General features: G+C 55.9%; 13 protein-coding genes. 5 read left to right on the top strand and 8 right to left on the bottom strand.

From position 1 onward, the window contains the following. Window positions 1-23 precede the first annotated feature (23 nt). Window positions 24-707 carry an FkbM family methyltransferase gene (locus SH528x_RS33765; protein ID WP_442507818.1) on the top strand — a complete coding sequence of 228 codons (684 nt, stop codon included), beginning with the start codon at window positions 24-26 and terminating at the stop codon, window positions 705-707. A gap of 60 nt (window positions 708-767) precedes the next feature. Here SH528x_RS33765 and SH528x_RS33760 read toward each other — a convergent pair whose 3' ends face one another. The 3 genes from SH528x_RS33760 to SH528x_RS33750 form a co-directional block, all read right to left on the bottom strand. Then, a complete protein-coding gene (locus SH528x_RS33760) occupies window positions 768-1,325 on the bottom strand; it encodes a rhomboid family intramembrane serine protease (RefSeq protein WP_442507817.1) in 558 nt (185 codons plus the stop codon). Between the two features lie 42 nt (window positions 1,326-1,367). Beyond that, window positions 1,368-2,063 carry a 7-cyano-7-deazaguanine synthase QueC gene (gene queC / locus SH528x_RS33755; protein ID WP_442507816.1) on the bottom strand — a complete coding sequence of 232 codons (696 nt, stop codon included), beginning with the start codon at window positions 2,061-2,063 and terminating at the stop codon, window positions 1,368-1,370. 122 nt (window positions 2,064-2,185) lie between these two features. After that, entirely contained in the window at window positions 2,186-3,148 is a 963-nt protein-coding gene (locus SH528x_RS33750) for a 3'-5' exoribonuclease YhaM family protein (RefSeq protein ID WP_442507815.1), read from the bottom strand. A gap of 410 nt (window positions 3,149-3,558) precedes the next feature. Between SH528x_RS33750 and SH528x_RS33745 the strand changes: the two genes are divergently transcribed. From SH528x_RS33745 to SH528x_RS33730, 4 genes are all read left to right on the top strand, one after another. Next, window positions 3,559-4,251, top strand: coding sequence for a hypothetical protein (locus tag SH528x_RS33745; protein ID WP_442507814.1), 693 nt, complete (start codon window positions 3,559-3,561; stop codon window positions 4,249-4,251). Between the two features lie 90 nt (window positions 4,252-4,341). Continuing rightward, window positions 4,342-5,454, top strand: a complete 1,113-nt coding sequence (locus SH528x_RS33740) for a c-type cytochrome domain-containing protein (RefSeq protein WP_442507813.1) — start codon at window positions 4,342-4,344, stop codon at window positions 5,452-5,454. Window positions 5,455-5,767: 313 nt separating this feature from the next. After that, entirely contained in the window at window positions 5,768-7,993 is a 2,226-nt protein-coding gene (gene ppk1 / locus SH528x_RS33735) for a polyphosphate kinase 1 (protein WP_442507812.1), read from the top strand. 322 nt (window positions 7,994-8,315) lie between these two features. Then, on the top strand, window positions 8,316-10,328 hold the full coding sequence (locus tag SH528x_RS33730) for a membrane or secreted protein (protein ID WP_442507811.1): 2,013 nt from the start codon (window positions 8,316-8,318) through the stop codon (window positions 10,326-10,328). A 15-nt stretch (window positions 10,329-10,343) separates the two neighbouring features. On the opposite strand, the gene SH528x_RS33725 is transcribed toward SH528x_RS33730, so the two are convergent. The 5 genes from SH528x_RS33725 to larB form a co-directional block, all read right to left on the bottom strand. Next, entirely contained in the window at window positions 10,344-11,633 is a 1,290-nt protein-coding gene (locus SH528x_RS33725; protein ID WP_442507810.1) for an alpha/beta hydrolase family protein, read from the bottom strand. A 230-nt stretch (window positions 11,634-11,863) separates the two neighbouring features. Further along, window positions 11,864-12,859, bottom strand: coding sequence for a DHH family phosphoesterase (locus SH528x_RS33720; RefSeq protein WP_442507809.1), 996 nt, complete (start codon window positions 12,857-12,859; stop codon window positions 11,864-11,866). A 16-nt stretch (window positions 12,860-12,875) separates the two neighbouring features. After that, window positions 12,876-13,856, bottom strand: coding sequence for a bifunctional riboflavin kinase/FAD synthetase (locus SH528x_RS33715; protein ID WP_442507808.1), 981 nt, complete (start codon window positions 13,854-13,856; stop codon window positions 12,876-12,878). A 224-nt stretch (window positions 13,857-14,080) separates the two neighbouring features. Beyond that, window positions 14,081-14,971 (bottom strand): NAD(P)H-hydrate dehydratase, encoded by an 891-nt coding sequence (locus SH528x_RS33710; protein WP_442507807.1) that lies wholly within the window; start codon window positions 14,969-14,971, stop codon window positions 14,081-14,083. After that, window positions 14,968-15,918, bottom strand: a complete 951-nt coding sequence (gene larB, locus SH528x_RS33705) for a nickel pincer cofactor biosynthesis protein LarB (RefSeq protein WP_442507806.1) — start codon at window positions 15,916-15,918, stop codon at window positions 14,968-14,970. The genes SH528x_RS33710 and larB overlap by 4 nt, the downstream gene beginning before the upstream one ends. Window positions 15,919-15,956: the final 38 nt, after the last annotated feature.

Here is a 15,956-nt window from a genome sequence, read left to right as displayed (position 1 = left end):
GACTGATGGCAGGTGGGACTTCCATGAGAAAGGAATTGCTGCGGCGTTTCCGGTGCCATGGCATCACGGAACGCCTCCGCTACTACCTTCGTAGACGCAATGGAACCAAGGTGCGGCTACAGTCCGTTGATCTTGAGTTCATGGTTAACCCCGAGGATATCATCCTCGACTGTGGTGCGAACGTTGGTGATGTCACTTCGAAATTTGCATGTAGTGGAGCCACTATCTACGCGTTTGAACCGAACCGCCGCTGTTTTGATATTTTAAAGAAGCGGTTCGCGTTCATGCCGAATGTGTTTCTACTTAACAACGGCGTCATGGACAAAGACTGTGTGCTTTCGCTGTCGACTCCCGATCCGCATGCCAGTTTCGACTCGATTGAAACGACCGTGGCTTCGACATTTAATGAAGAAATGTTGCAGTCAAGCGATTACACGGTAAAGCGGGATGAAGTGGAGTGCATTGATATCGATAAGTTCATCCGGCAACTTGGTAAGCGCGTTCTGCTAATGAAGGTCGATATTGAAGGCGGAGAGATCGAAGTGCTCAACCGACTGATGGACACCGGCGGCATCAACCTCGTGGATCATCTCGTCGTCGAAACGCACGAGCGGCTATCACCGCGATTGGAGATCGCGACGCAATCGCTACGAGCACGTATCGCGGAGCTCGGTTTGTCGAGCAAGATTTGCCTTGATTGGGACTAGCCGTGAAAAGGATGCCATCGTCCCGCGATGCAAAAACCGTCCATTCTTGCAGGGGGCAATTTAGAGGGATCGCGATCGTGACGTTGTGATGCCGACGATTAGACCGCTGATGGCGCCGAACAGATGGCCGTCCCAGGAGATGACGGAGCTCCATCGCGGTAGCACTCCTGTTAGTAGCGTGGCGCCAAACAATATCCCGACAAGCAAAGCGATTGCGATCGAAGTGAACTGCTTTTCGCGAATGCCGACGGTGATTAAGTAGGCGATCAAGCCGAAGACTAAACCGCTGGCGCCGATGTGGTAAGCACTGCGACCAAACAACCATAACAGGACTCCGTTGCCGATTACGATCGCGACAATGATTGGCCAGGCACGATGTCGCGATGTCACCGTTAAACCCAACAGGATTGCCAGCGGAATCGTGTTGGAAATCAAATGCCCGAAACTCGCGTGCAGAAACGGCATCAAACCGATGCCGGGAAGCCCTCGCAGCGTTCGTGGCAGCAATCCAAACTGATTGAAGTCCAACGGAATCACGGTGTCGACGATCCGGACCAGCCACATCACCAACAACAGAATCAGGATCGGATAGGCTTGCTTTTTCAATGCAGTGCTCATCGCGATGTCCTTGCAGCGTCACTGCTGCTGTTACTAGATTCTTTACAGGCTCGGATCGGTCAAGTCGTTTTCAGCAAAGCCTTTGTTTCGCAACAGACACGCGTCGCAGTGGCCACACGGGACACCGCCTTCGCCTGGATCGTAGCACGACAGCGTCTGTGAGTAATCGACGCCCAGCGAGATGCCTTTAGCGATGATTTGAGCTTTGGTCAGATCCAGTAGCGGCGTGTGGATCCGCAGCGGCTCGGCCCCTTCGACGCCCGCTTTGGTGGCGAGGTTAGCCATGGTTTGAAACGCCGTGATGAACGCTGGGCGACAATCAGGATACCCGCTGTAGTCCAACGCGTTGACGCCGATGAAAATGTCGGTCGATTGAATCGTTTCGGCAAACGCCAGGGCGAGCGATAGGAACACCGTGTTGCGTGCCGGAACGTACGTGACCGGAATCGATTCGCCGACGTCCTCTACCGCATCGCCTTTGGGGACACCGATCGATGCATCGGTGAGTGCCGAGCCGCCGAACTGGGCCAAGTTGATATCGACGACTCGGTGAGATGCTGCGCCGAGGGAACGGGCGAGCTGCTGAGCTCGCTCGAGTTCGTACTCGTGGCGTTGCCCGTAGCGGAAGCTGATTGCATGCGAGGCAAAGCCTTCTGCATTCGCGATCGCTAGGCACGTCGCACTGTCGAGGCCTCCCGACAAAAGCACGACGGCACTGCGTTTTTGTGAACTTGTCATCACGGGCTCCTTGGGGTCCCAGGGGGCAGCGGTGGGCGTGCGGGTTGTTTTGATCGAATGATTTGAGGGCTGGATTGCTGAAAGCTTGACTCATGATGACAGGCTAGAAGCCTATCCCACTGTTAGTCTCGCTTGTTCCACAACTTGCGGCCAATCGATGGGTTGTAGTTCGTCCAATTGCCGTCGGCGGAAATGTCAGACTCGATGATATTGGTGAACGATTCGATCTTGGCATCGAGGTTGTCGATGTGATGTAGCGTCACGGCCTCGAGGGTGACAGGCAATTTGGGGCTGCCGAATTCGATTTGCCCGTGATGGCTGACCACGAGATGCTCGAGCTGTAGACGCAGTTCATTGGGAAATGGCTCGGCGGGCGAATCGATCTCGCGAATCTTGTCGCCAAGCATCTGGACGCCGATCACGATGTGGCCGACCAATTGACCTCGGTCGGTGTAGGTGGCTTCACCTTCGGAGGAGAGTTCTTCGAGTTTTCCTAGGTCGTGCAGGAATGCGCCGAACATCAGCAACTCGGTATCGAGTTGCGGATAGCGGGGGCCGACCAGGACGCACAATTCCATCAGGTCGAGAGTGTGTTTGAGCAGGCCGCCGGGGTAGGCATGATGATTGCTGACTGCCGCAGCACCTACCTCCAACCGCTGCATGAAGGCATCATCCGACAAAAAGGCGTGCCCGAGTCGCCGTAGATGGACGTTGTTGAGATCGCCCAGCAGCTCGCTGAGCCGAGATCGCAATCGTTGGGACTGGTCCGCATCAAATCGCTCAAAGTCGGCGACGTCCACTTCGCTCGCATCCATCCGTTCGACGGTGGTTACGATCATTTGCAGGGCGCCGTTGTGAATTTGGGTACGGCCGACGCAGTGAATATAATCACCACGGTCAAACGAATCGAAGATGATTTCATCGGCGTTCCAAAGCATGCCCGAAACGGTACCGGTGCGATCGGTCAGCTTCAGGATGATGTACTTTCCGCCTTGCCGGTTCACCCGCAATTGTTTGTCGGATGCGCGAAACGATTGGGCGACCTGTTGTCCGTCGGTCAATTCTGAAATAGGTGTACGATTCACGCTACGGAGCACTTGCGTTGGGGGAAAAGTGGGGCTGTCACACATGTCGCCTTAGGATGGTCTTTTGAGGCGACGTTTGGAAGGCCCAAGAAATTCGCGGTTTGAGGACCAGTACCGGCGATTTGTGCGGCAGGGCAGGGGGGAAGGCTGTGGGAAAACAGCGTGAAGGCAGCCGGACGACCGACGGAAGACTAGGGGAGGGCAGTGGGCGTGCGGGCAGCACGGCGGATGGCTAACGGATCGACGGGTTCAGGAGCCACCGAGCGGTGAAATTCCGCTAAAGCATGGTAAAACGGGACACACTCGTGCAATTTCGCACGTTATGCTACGCCCTGAATTCCTGTTCTCTCTCGTCGTTCTGGTTGCGAAGGGAGTTCAGATTGAAGTAAGTTCAGGTTAATATGGTACTTATGTCACAAGATACTCCCGCCGCAACACAGCGAACGACCTCGGTAAATTTGGTCCGTTCATCGAATCCTTGGACGCAAGCGAACAGTGCGGCCGGGTTTGTATTGCGTTATTTGGTGACCGTTCGTCGTCAATTGTTGGCGATTCTCGGCTCCTCGGATCATGCGGACGAGTGTCTGAAATTGCTGATTGCCCATTTGGTTTCCGTCGGCTTCGGCGAGTACAAAAAAGGCAAATTGCGAGACTTCTTGATTCGTGCGATTCGCTCGACCGCAAAAACTCGCCTCGCAGAACTTCCCGAAAATCAGCGTTCGGCTGCGTCAATCGAGTCGATTATGAACGATAATGAAAAGTGGTTGTCGTTTTGGAGGACTGGGCTGCTCGAACGCGCATGGCGTGCGTTGGAGCAACTCGAGCACAAGAATCCTGAGATGCCGATGTTTTCGGTACTGCACTGTGCCACCACGAAACCCAAGCAGCCGGGCCAACCGCTGGCCCAGCGAATCAAGGCCGACCGGGGAATTGAATTGACCGAGGCCCGGATTCGACAGATACTTCCCGAAGCCCGTGCCATGTTCGCTCAACTGCTGGCCGATGAGGTCGCTGAGACTTTAGAGAAACCAACCCCGAAAGATGTTAAAATTGAACTGCAGACCCTCGGTTTGACCAAGGCCTTTGACGGGATTGTGATCTGACCCCTTCCTACCATCCCACCCCGCCTCCCACCTGAATTGCCGTCAGCTCATGAAGAGCTTTCTGAGTCCCTCCTATTAATTGAGACTGACATGAAAACCATCCTTCCACTGCTGCCTCGTGTTGCATTCATGTTTGTGGCCGGTCTATCTGTGGCCGTCCCCGCGTTTGCTGATTCCGAGGCTGCCGACCCACCGAGTCGTGTTACCGTTCAGACGCCCGAAGTGGATGTCGTGATCCTGGAAAAGAACGTCTCGGGGCCTGCGAAGGTTTTGGATGACGAAGGCCGGATGGTGAATTTCGAGCGTGACATCGCTCCAATTTTCGTTGCTCGTTGTTTGGATTGTCACGGTCCCGAAGAAGCAAAGAATGATTTTCGCGTCGATGATGTCGATTCGTTAATGGGCTATATCGAAGCCGAAGATATCGAATCGAGTTCGCTATTCATCGATTATTTAACGACCGAAGACGAAGACATGCTAATGCCTCCGGCGGCGCACGGCGGACCTTTGACCCCCGGTGAACTCGCACTCGTCCGCGTTTGGATTTCCGAAGGAGCTCACTGGCCCGAGGGCGTGCCGTTGTTGGCGTCCGGTGAAGCGGTTCCTCCGGTCGCATCGGAGCCAGTTGATCGGAGTCTGCCCGAGCGAGCATGGGCGTTTCAAGGTTACCTGCACCCTGCGACTGTACACTTTCCCATTGCATTACTCACCGTCGGTGCATTGTTTGTCGTATTGGGGATGAAGTGGCCTGAGATTGGTACTCAGATTCCGTTGGCATGTTTAGTTCTGGGTGCGTTGTCCTCGGTCGCTGCAACGGCGATGGGGTGGTCGTTTGCGACTCAGCAAGGTTACGCAGGATGGGATCGCGTCGATTTTGATTCGGAGGTGTTTTGGCATCGCTGGAGCGGCATCATCGTCACGATCATGTCCGTGGTGTTGATGATCGTCGCCGCAGTCAGCGTTTGGAAAGACAGCATCGCGTGGACACGCACTTGGAAAGTCGGGCTGTTAGTCGTTGCCGGGATCGTCGGATTGGTCGGTCATCAAGGCGGTGAGATGAGCTACGGTAAAGACTTTTATCCCAAAGCGTTTCGAGTTTTGTTCGGTACCGATGGCCAGTCGGAGTCACAGATCGCGGTGGTCGTGGAGTCGAAAGACGGCATCGTGGTCGAAACTGAATCAACGGCGAATGCGTCTGAGTAGAGTGGAAATCTGCCCGAGAGGGTTGGCTCTCGGTTGATGCGGTGATTTGCGAGAATCGTGGCGAACGCCATCGACTTTGTTAGCGGTACGGCGCAAGCCGTCCGGCTGCAGCAAGAAAAACGTTCAATTTAGGCCGGGCGGCTCGCGCCGCACCGCTGCAAAATCCATCCGATTCGTGTCAGAGTCGATGGCATCGGGCCAATGCCCGCCGACGAATAGGGTTGGGCGCGGGTGGCTCCCGCGTCGTTGCTGGCTCCGTTACATTGGTGCACCATACGGACGTCCCTTTCTCCTCTTATCATGAACCGTCGCCGTGTCAAAAAAGAGTGCAGGCGCTAAGAAAAAGCCCAGCCCAATCGATTTGCCGCTTCCCGATCATCGATTCATGAATCGTGAATTGAGTTGGCTGGAATTTAATCAACGTGTACTTGAGCAAGCCGAGGATCGATCGGTACCGCTGCTGGAGCGGGCCAAGTTTCTTGCCATTTCAGGCTCCAATCTCGACGAATTTATGATGGTCCGCGTCGGCGGGCTGAAACTGCAATTTGACCGCAATGCGATGGTGCGTGATGCGGCTGGATTGACCGTTTCGCAGCAAATCAATGCGGTTTCGAGTCGTGTTCACGAGATGGTGGCTCGACAATATGATCTGCTTCGCGATGTGCTTGAACCGCAATTGGCGGCAGCGGACATCCGCCGGATTAACATGAGTGATTGCAGCGATCGAGCTCGCGAAGTCGCTGACCAGCGGTTCCAAAGTGACGTTTCGGCCGTGTTGTCGCCACAAGCGATTACATATGATCGTCCTTTTCCACTGTTGCAAGGATTAGGCGTCCACTTGTGCGTGCGGATGCGTGCATTGCCAACCGCAAAACCATCCGGCGACGTGAGCGAGACTGCGGAAGCCGAAACGCCTGCGACAGCTGAATCAGCTGATTCATGGCAGTTCGCGGTGATTCCGCTTGGCCGCACCGTACCGCGATTGGTCTCGATGCCTTCAGAGCGTGGGCACGACTACATCTTGCTCGAAGATCTCGTGACGCACTACGTCGAGGACTTTTTTCCAGGACGCGAGGTGATGGAATGTGTTGCATTCCGCATCACTCGCAATGCCGACGTCGAGTTGCAGGAAGATGGCGCTGCGGATCTTGTCGACGGCATGGAAGAAGTGCTTGAGAGCCGGCGTTTGTCACGCGTCGTGCGATTGGAATACAGCGCGGCGGCAAGCGATCATGTCGTTTCGTTCTTGTCGGAAATCATGCAGCTGACCAATCAGGATCTCTATCCGATCGACGGGCCATTAGACCTGAGTTACTTATTCACTCTACATGGTCTCGAAGGCTTTGATTCGCTGCGTGATGAAGCCTGGGTGCCTCAATCGCATCCAAGTATTGATCCCGCCGAATGCTTGTTCACTACGATCGCAAAAGGCGACGTGTTGCTGGTGCATCCTTACGAGCGTTTTGATCCGATCATTCGCTTGATCGAAGAGGCGTCAGTCGATCCCGATGTGTTGGCCATCAAACAGGTGCTATATCGCACTAGCAAGCGGAGCCCGATTGTCGCTGCGTTAATGCGTGCAGCCGAACGTGGTAAGTACGTCTCGGTGATCGTGGAGTTAAAAGCACGCTTCGATGAAGCCCGCAACATCGAGTGGGCTCGCGAAATGGAACAGGCCGGGGTCCAAGTGATCTATGGTATTCGCGGCTTAAAGACGCATGCAAAGGTCTGCATCATCGTTCGCCGCGAGCCTCAAGGGATCGTTCGCTATCTGCATTTTGGAACCGGCAATTACAACGAAGCAACCGCGAATCTGTACAGTGATGTTTCGTTGTTAACGTGCAATGATACGCTCGGCGCGGATGCAACGACGTTCTTTAACGCGGTCACGGGCGCCAGCCAGCCACAGCAATTACAGTTGTTGGCGGCCGCGCCGATCACTCTGCGAAATCGAATTCTCGATCTGATCGAAGCCGAGACGCGGCGTTGTCTTGAGGGCCAGAAAGCAGAGATTCTGGTAAAACTAAACGCGCTAGTCGATACGCAAGTCATTGACGCGTTGTACCGAGCCAGCCAGGCAGGAGTACGAGTGCGTTTAAACATCCGTGGCGTCTGTTGTCTAAAGCCAGGCGTGAAGGGATTGAGCGAGAACATCGAAGTTATCTCGATTGTCGATCGGTTCCTCGAGCATGCTCGGATTGTCTATTTTCGTCATGGGGGCGATGACGAACTGTTTATCAGTAGCGCGGATTGGATGCCTCGAAATCTGGATCGGCGTGTCGAGCTGTTTGTGCCGGTGATGGACCCCACGTCCCGCGAGCGGTTGCTGCATGTGCTGCGAACCTATTTTAAAGACACCACCAACGCTTGGCGAATGTTGCCCACGGGATTGTACGATCGGGGTCAGTCGGACAAAAAAGCAAAGCTGCCGTTCCAGTCGCAGCTTGTGTTGTACAACGAGGCGGTCGAGGTCACACGCAAGACCAAGCAGAGCCGTCGCACTACGTTTGAAACACACGAGCCCAAACAGCCTGATTAGTCCTGTGGCACGGGGCGGTTGGTGTGGTGGTTGTCGGTTAGCCCTGTGGTTTCGGCTGGATTTGGTTGGTTTTTCGGTTTCGACTCGGCTGTTGCAGTGTTTGTCGGGTGCGATCTCCCCATTTTAGGGGATGTTTCGCAGCACATTGCCGTAGTTCTGTTCACTAAGAATTTCTGTAAAGAGTCGATTTTGTCCTCATAAGTTGCCTAGGCGGCGTTTCGGGGGTAAATCGAGTTCGATAACATACGGGTTGTCGGGCGGCTGGACTTAGAGGCTGCCCACACCTCATGTTCCCAGAGAAGTCTTAGAGACCGGATACTGAATGTACAGCCTAGCCTACGCTTCCCCCTCGCGAATCTATTCCTTCCTGTTTCTATGCGTCATCACGTTTGGATTTTGCGGCACCACGGCCCGTGCTCAAGATGCAACCGAAAACGCGGCCGATGGGGCCGTGGCGAACGCCGGAGCAGGGGGGGCAGCTGGTTACGTACCCGCGATCAAATTGCTGCCTGACTCCTTGGCAGGGTTAGTTCGCGTTCCCAACGTGCCAGATTTTTGCAAAGCGTGGCACAAAACGCATCTTGGCCAGCTGGTCGACGATCCAGCGATGCAGCCCTTCATCGATGCGCAGCGTGAGCGAGCGGAGAAGTACTTCGATTCGCTGGACAATCGCGTCGGTCTGAAGCCTCAGGATCTGTACGATATCGCCTCAGGCGAAGCGGTGATGGCGTGGCTGCCGTTCCCTAAAGACAAGCGGCGTCCCTTTTCCGTGTGTGTAATTGCGGATATTCGCGGACTTCGCAAACAGGCCGACGTGGCGGTCGATCAAATCGATCGCGATTTGAAGTCGGGCGGAGCAACCCGCAGCGACAAAGAGTATCGCGGCCAAACCATTCGCGTTTACACAACCAAACCAAAACCAGGCCAGTTGAAGATCGAACAGATTGCGATCACGTATGACGATGTTCGCATCATCGCTTCGGATCGCGATACCGTCGTCACGGGGGTGCTCGATGCACTCTCTGGTGAAACCAACGTGCCTTCGATCAGTGAGTCTGCTGAGTTTCGCGACGTGCTGACTCGGTCCAGCCGAGCGATGCAAGTTCCGTTCACCAAAGGCAACAGCACGGTGGCGGGCGAATGGTTCGCTCGGCCCATTCAGATGGGCCGCATTCTGCGTGAGACCTTCCAGGTGGATCGTGGCAACCAAGTGGACATTTTGAAGCTGCTTGAAAATCAAGGCTTTGATGCGGTCAAGGCAGCCGGAGGTATTCTCGCTATCGCGGGTGACCGTTACGACGTATTGCATCGCGGTTTTGTGCTTGCTCCACCCACAACCAACGAGCCTAGCAAGTACGAAAAAGCCGCTCGGATGTTGTCCTTTTTCAACGCTACTTTGGATCCGGTTCCTGATTGGGTTGGCAAAGATGCTGGGACAGTAAGCCAGATTCGCTTGAAGATTGCCGATGCATTTTGGGCATCCGAGTCTATGATCAACGAAGCCTTTGGTGATGATATTTTCTCGCCGATGATTGAAGGGATTCGCGACGATACGGATGGACCTCAAATTGATTTAAAAAATAACGTATTACCTGCGTTAGGCGATGAAGTAATCTTGATGACGGACAACACGTTGCCTGCGGAGGTGAATTCGGAGCGAATGTTGATTTCGGTTCGTTTGAAGAATGCCGATGCCATCAAACTTGCGGTACGCAAGGCAATGGAAGTGGAGCCGGACGCCAGCAAGATTGACGTTTTGCCGGGAGTTGAAATATGGCGAGTTCAGCGAGGAAGTTCATCGGACGCCACGTTTGAGGCTGATATTTTTGGCGACCTGGGGTTCGAGGAAGAGACGGTCGAGCAGGCTCCGCCACTATTGGATCATTGGGCGATCGCCGTCGTTGATGAGAAGGGGGCGAAGGGCAGTTCATATCTGATGTTCTCGAGCCATCCCGATCTGTTAATCGAGACCGTGAAACGTATTCACGCCGGTCAAAAAGGAGGCTTTTCGGATTTGCCCGAAGTCGCCAACGTTGTTGATGCACTGAAGGATCTAGGTGCCAAACAGGTCTCGCTCAGCCGGATCGCTCGCACGAGCGTTTCGCTCCGCGTGAAGTATGAACTGTTGCGAACGGGGAAGCTGAAGGACAGCGACTCGATCCTGGCGACGATCATCCGCCGCGTGTTCAAGGACGAAAACGGAAACGAAGCAGAGCCGATCAAGACAGACAAGCTGCCCCCGCTCGCCACGATTGAAAAGCATCTTCCCGAAGGTGGGAACTTCATCGTGACCGAAAACGACGGCTGGTCGCTGAGCGGCTTCTACTTGAAGTAACGGCCAGCTGCTCGATTACTTTTTCAGCCACTTGATCGCGGTCGGGATACCGGGATCGATCATCGAATCGTAGTGGTCGCCGGTCGGTGTGGTTTCGAACGTGACATTTTTGTTTGCAGCCTTCATTCGTGCGACGAACGTTTCAGCGTCAGAGAACGGCACGTTGCTGTCGTCGCGGGCATGAAAGATCAACACTGGGCAACCAATCGTATCGATATGGTTTATCGGTGAAGTCTCCGTGATGAACTCTTTGATGCCTGGCATTAGCGTTCGCATCGCGAAGTTGGATGCCATGTCACCCATACGGGCTTCGAGATCGTAGGCCGCCGCGTAAGCCACGCAGCGGTGGATGCGTGGGTCGTGAGCAGCAAGCAGTAGCGATAGACTTCCTGCGGAGCTATGGCCCGCGCAATTGATTTGCTGCGGATCGACCATGGCAAGATTCTTCGTAACGAACTCGACTGCGTTTCGTCCGTTGACCACTCCCGCTCCGGATGCTTTGAACGCGGGATATGCCTTGCCGATGATGCCAGGCATCGATTCGTCGTCGGTGCCTTCGGGGATCGCGCCGTCCAGGGAATAATGAACGACCACGAATCCAGCGTTGGCATACGGCAAGGTTTCGGCATCGTATTCTTCGTGCTCTTGTAAACCCACGCCATGGATCATCGGGGTTCCCGCGGGGGCAACCAGCACGCAAGGCAACGAATGAGCGGCATGTTCACCCGCAGGGACGAACACTTGCATTTGCATTTGATGGCCAGGCAAAGTGGGGTGCGATTGCACGCGGACAAAATACCGCTTCACGCCCGACGGGTATGTTTTTTCGGGTGTGCCGAGTTGCGGGAATTGGTGAGGCGGCACCGCGGCCCGCAGCGAAACGGCGATCGGAACAGGTTTACCGCTGTTCACTCGCATCGAAATGATCAACCCTATCCCGCCACAGCAAACTAAGGGCAGTAGCACCAAGGTGCCGACCACAATGAACACCCACTTCGGGATCCCTTTCTTAGCTGCCTTCGGAGCTGCCGCCGCGGCAGGCCGAGGTTGTGGGGCAGGGGAGGGTGCAAAATGCGATGTCGGTGTCGGTCTCGCTGGCGTGGTCGCCGGAGCTGCGGTTTGCCCACCGAATCCTTGCCCACCTAATGCTTGTCCGCCTGGTACTTGCCCAGCTGGGCCCTTGGCTGCCGCGATACGCAAAACCGCACCACAGCCGACACATTTAACCTGTGATTCGGTCGCCAGCGGTATGACTTTCATTCGCTGCTGGCACTTGCTGCAGCGAACAATGATGGGGTCCGGCATCGGGGGGAATCTCCAAAGCGTAACGCGAGTGCCAATCGTTGTCACTCGATCAGGACAGCATTGTAGCGTCTCGCTGCCCCCCGAAGTACGCTTTGGGACTGCTGATTTAGTGAGCCGTGACGCGTGAGCGGCCGGGTCCCACGCATTACCCGGTGCCTTACGGCCCACGGCTCACAGAATGATCGACGTTTCATCGGTAAATACCGAACGACCTGCTTAGCAGACTGTTCTTACTCGCCGAGTGCTTTTTGGACCGCTTCGATGACGACGGGCAACACGCGGCCGCGAACGTCGTCCAGCGTGCCTTCGAGGAATCCGCCGGCCGCCGCCTTGTGGCCGCCGCCGCCAAACTTGCGAGCCACTTCGTTGCAATCCATGCCGCATCGGCTGCGGAAGCTCAGTTTGAAGCCGCCTCGGATTTGCCCCACAAAGATCACTGCCGCCTTCGTGCCTTGGACTGCCAAGGTCAGATTGATTGCGTCTTCGGTGTCGTTGGGTTCGGCGCCGACTTTGGCAAAGTCTTCTTTTTCGACATGCGTGTGCATCAGAGCACCGTCGAGTTCCGATTGCGTTCGCGACAGGATCAGCCCGCGAAGACGCAGTCGGCCCAGCGTGTCACGCTCGTACAGGTCCGCATAAACTTCGCTGGGAACCACGCCTGCGTCGATCAGACGAGCGACGACGCGGTAGGTTTCCGGCGTCACGCTACCGAACCGGAACCAGCCTGTATCGGTTGCGATTGCGGCAAACAAAGGCATCGACATGCTGCGAGTCAACGGAACGCCCAATGCATCGGCGGCTTGCACGACAAGGTGGCCGGTCGCTTCGGCTTGATAATCCTTGTACATCGTCGCGTTCAACTCGTCTTCGCCCACGTGGTGGTCCAGGACGATTTTGTCGGCACGGGAACTGCGAATCACGTCGCCCATGTCTCCGAGTTGTGCCCAGGCGCTGGTGTCGAGAATCATGATGCAATCAGCCGAAATGTCTTCGGCTTCAACATTGTCACCCAGGACTTCGATGTTGCTGGCTGGATCCAGGAATTGCAGTGCCGCAGGGGTGCGGTGAGCGTTGATGATTCGCACTTTCTTGCCAATCGTTCGCAGCACCTCGGCCATCCCCAGTTCGCTGCCCAATGCATCGCAATCGGGGCGAATGTGACTGACAAGCACGAACGATTCGTAGTGGCTAATCTGATCAACAAAGGCTTTCCACTGAACACCCATCTGGCTTTACTTTCGGTTACTTGAGATTCGTATTGTTTTCGGATTTGGCGTTTTTAATCTTGCCGTTTTCGATCTTGCCAAGAGACGATCGCACCGAGGCGATGTCCAATTGCAGTTGAGCGACCAAGGCTTCAGCCGACTCGAAGCGGGCAATGTCGCGCACTCGACTAACAAAGTCAACCTGCAGCGTTTGGTCGTAAAGGTCCCCAGTGTAGTCCATCACATGGACTTCGACTTTGCGTTCGCTGCGATTGTTGAAGGTGGGGTTGGGGCCGATATGAATCGCCGCGGGGTAGCGGACGCCATCATGGATCGCATATCCCCCGTAAACGCCGACAGCGGGGACGAGGACGTCGATTTCGCTCAGATTGGCAGTCGGAAAGCCGATGCTGGCTCCGCGTCCATCGCCGCGAACAACTCGACCACGGATTTGATGCGGATGCCCCAACATCTGGACCGCCGATTCGATATTCCCTGCTTCGAGTTCATGGCGAATCCGCGTGCTGCTGATCATCGCGTCGTTATCGATGCTCGAATCAGCGACCGTTAATTCGATCTCGGCTTCGTCACAGAGCGTTTTCAATGTTTCGATATTGCCTTCGCGTCCACGGCCAAAAAAGAAATTCGGGCCTTCGACAATGCCTTTGGCCGACAACGTTTCCATGACCAGCGATGCAAAGAACTCAGCGGCGGAAAGGTTCAAAAACGCTTGGTTTGTCGGCACGACCACGAGAAAATCGGTGTCGATTTTCGAGAGCAATTCGGCTCGCCGCTCGATCCAGGTCAATTTCGGCGGCACCCGGTCCGGACGCAGGATCGCAGCAGGATGCGGGTCCAGCACCACTGCGACCACGGGGCCCGCCATGCGGTTGGCCATTTCACGGGCCTGACGAATCAAGGCCGCGTGGCCCCGATGGACGCCGTCAAAATTCCCGATGCTGATCACGCCGCCGCGAACCGCATCAGTCACTTCGGCAAGCGGGAGGATTATCGTCACGTGTCAGTTGATTCAGAAAGGAAAGCGTCGCGTTGAACAAAATGCGGGGCAGGGCAGGGTTGCCATCGGGCTTGCCACAAACGGGCTGTTGATTTAATCAAAATGTAAATCACAGCAGTGAGCCGTGGGCCGTAAGGCACCGGGTAATGCGTGGAACCCGGCCGCACACGCGTCGCGGCTCACTAAATCAACTGCCCGCAAGCGGACATTATGCCTGACTTTGCTCAGGAATCGAAGGCCGCTATCACTTTTGGCAATTCCGATAGCAGTTCATACGCACTCATCCCGGCTTGCCCATATTCCGCGGCGGCTCGATCACCTGCCGCTCCGTGGATCCAGACCCCCAACCGTGCTGCGTCCCAGAGCGACATTCCTTGCCCCAGCAGCGATGTGATCACTCCCGTCAATACATCGCCCGACCCCGCTGTTGCCATCCCGGGGTTGCCCGTCGAATTGGTCCAGGTCCGAGTGGCATCGACCACGACCGTCGGGCCTCCTTTGACCACAATGGTGACATCATGGTGGGCCGCCAATTTTTGAGCCGCCTCGATTTGCAAGTCGCGGTCTTTTGTATTGGTGCCTGTCAATCGTCCCAGCTCGCCTGGGTGAGGCGTCAGCACGATGTTGTTTAAATCTTCGCTGCTAGACTGTGAATGGCCACGCGAGACTGGATCCTGCTGAGCCCAGTCCATCTTCGCCAGGCAGTTGAGCGCATCGGCGTCAAAAACGCGAGCGAGTTTGGTGGGCTCCAGCAACCTGCGAACGATTTGCATCGATCCCTCGTTCGTCGTCATGCCGGGGCCACATCCAATCGCATCCAGGTTATCCAGCCGCGAGGCGAGTTCATCGGCCGCAGCGGCGGCGAAGTGGCCTCGTGATGCATCCGCCAACGGGATCGTCATCAAACACGGATGAAAGGCGGCGACGGTTTCCAAACATCGATCGGGAACGGCGGCCGAAACCAAGCCCGACCCTGTGTGCAGCGCCGCGATCGACGAAAGCGCGATCGATCCCGCCATGCCTCGCGAGCCACCGCACAGCAGCACGCGGCCGAAGTTGCCTTTATGAGAATCTTGCTCGCGTCCGGGAAACGATGCGGGGGGGTGGTTGCTCATTGCGATTCCTTCGTTGTCAATTTTTCGCTGTGGGTCGAATTTTCGCTCGCATTTTCGAGTTGGCGGATGATCGTTCCCGCCAAATAACCGCCTTTGAATCCCGCGTCGATGTTGACCACCGCAACATTTGCCGCACAGCTGCTGAGCATGCCGAGCAGCGGGGTCAATCCACCCAGTGTCGCTCCGTAGCCCACGCTGGTGGGGACCGCGAAGATCGGGATCGACAAATGGCCAGCGACCACGGGGGGCAGTGCACCTTCCATACCAGCGATTACAACGGCGGCGGACGCTTTACGAAGCTCGGGCAAGGCGTGGATCAGACGTTGAGGCCCAGCGACGCCGATGTCGGTAAAGACGCGGACGGCGACACCCATCCAAGTCAACGTCTCGATCGCCTCGGCTGCCACCGCCGCATCGGTGCTGCCCGCTGTGATCACGGCGACATGAAATGAGTGTTCGTCGGGATCGATCGGGGCAGGGTAGGGGGCTTCGGTAGCGAGGTGAGTACGGAACGTGCGTCCCAATGCATGGTGGTGGCTGTGAGGAAACCGTGTTTTTAATTTCTCTGCTACTTCGGGGTGGACGCGGGTCACCAACGACGTTTGAGCATCGGCGATTTGAGAGTCGATGATGCGAGCGATCAGCTCGAAATCTTTGCCTTCGCCGTAGATCACTTCGCCGAAACCGCACCGTTGTCGTCGCCCGAGATCAACCGTCGCACCCTCGATGACCGCCATTTTTTCGGCTTCGCTGCCGAAGCGGACATTTTGGACCGAGCTGATATTTGCGATTTGAAGTGCCGAAATGGCCTCGGCCACCGACGTGGTTCCAGCCGCTACGCCCGCGATTAATGCGGCAATTTCCGGTGAAAGCGAAGCAGCAGTGCTCTGCGTGCAGGGCAGGGCAGGGCGGTCGGATTGCGAAAGCTGCGAAGAGTCGTCGGGCATGGGCGGTTGCAGTCCAGGGGAATCAAAATTCAAATTGA

It is taken from the genome of Novipirellula methanifontis (assembly GCF_052161655.1).
Classification (GTDB): domain Bacteria; phylum Planctomycetota; class Planctomycetia; order Pirellulales; family Pirellulaceae; genus Novipirellula.
The sequence above is the reverse complement of the archived record's forward strand: the minus strand, read 5'-3'. Positions and strand labels throughout refer to the sequence as shown.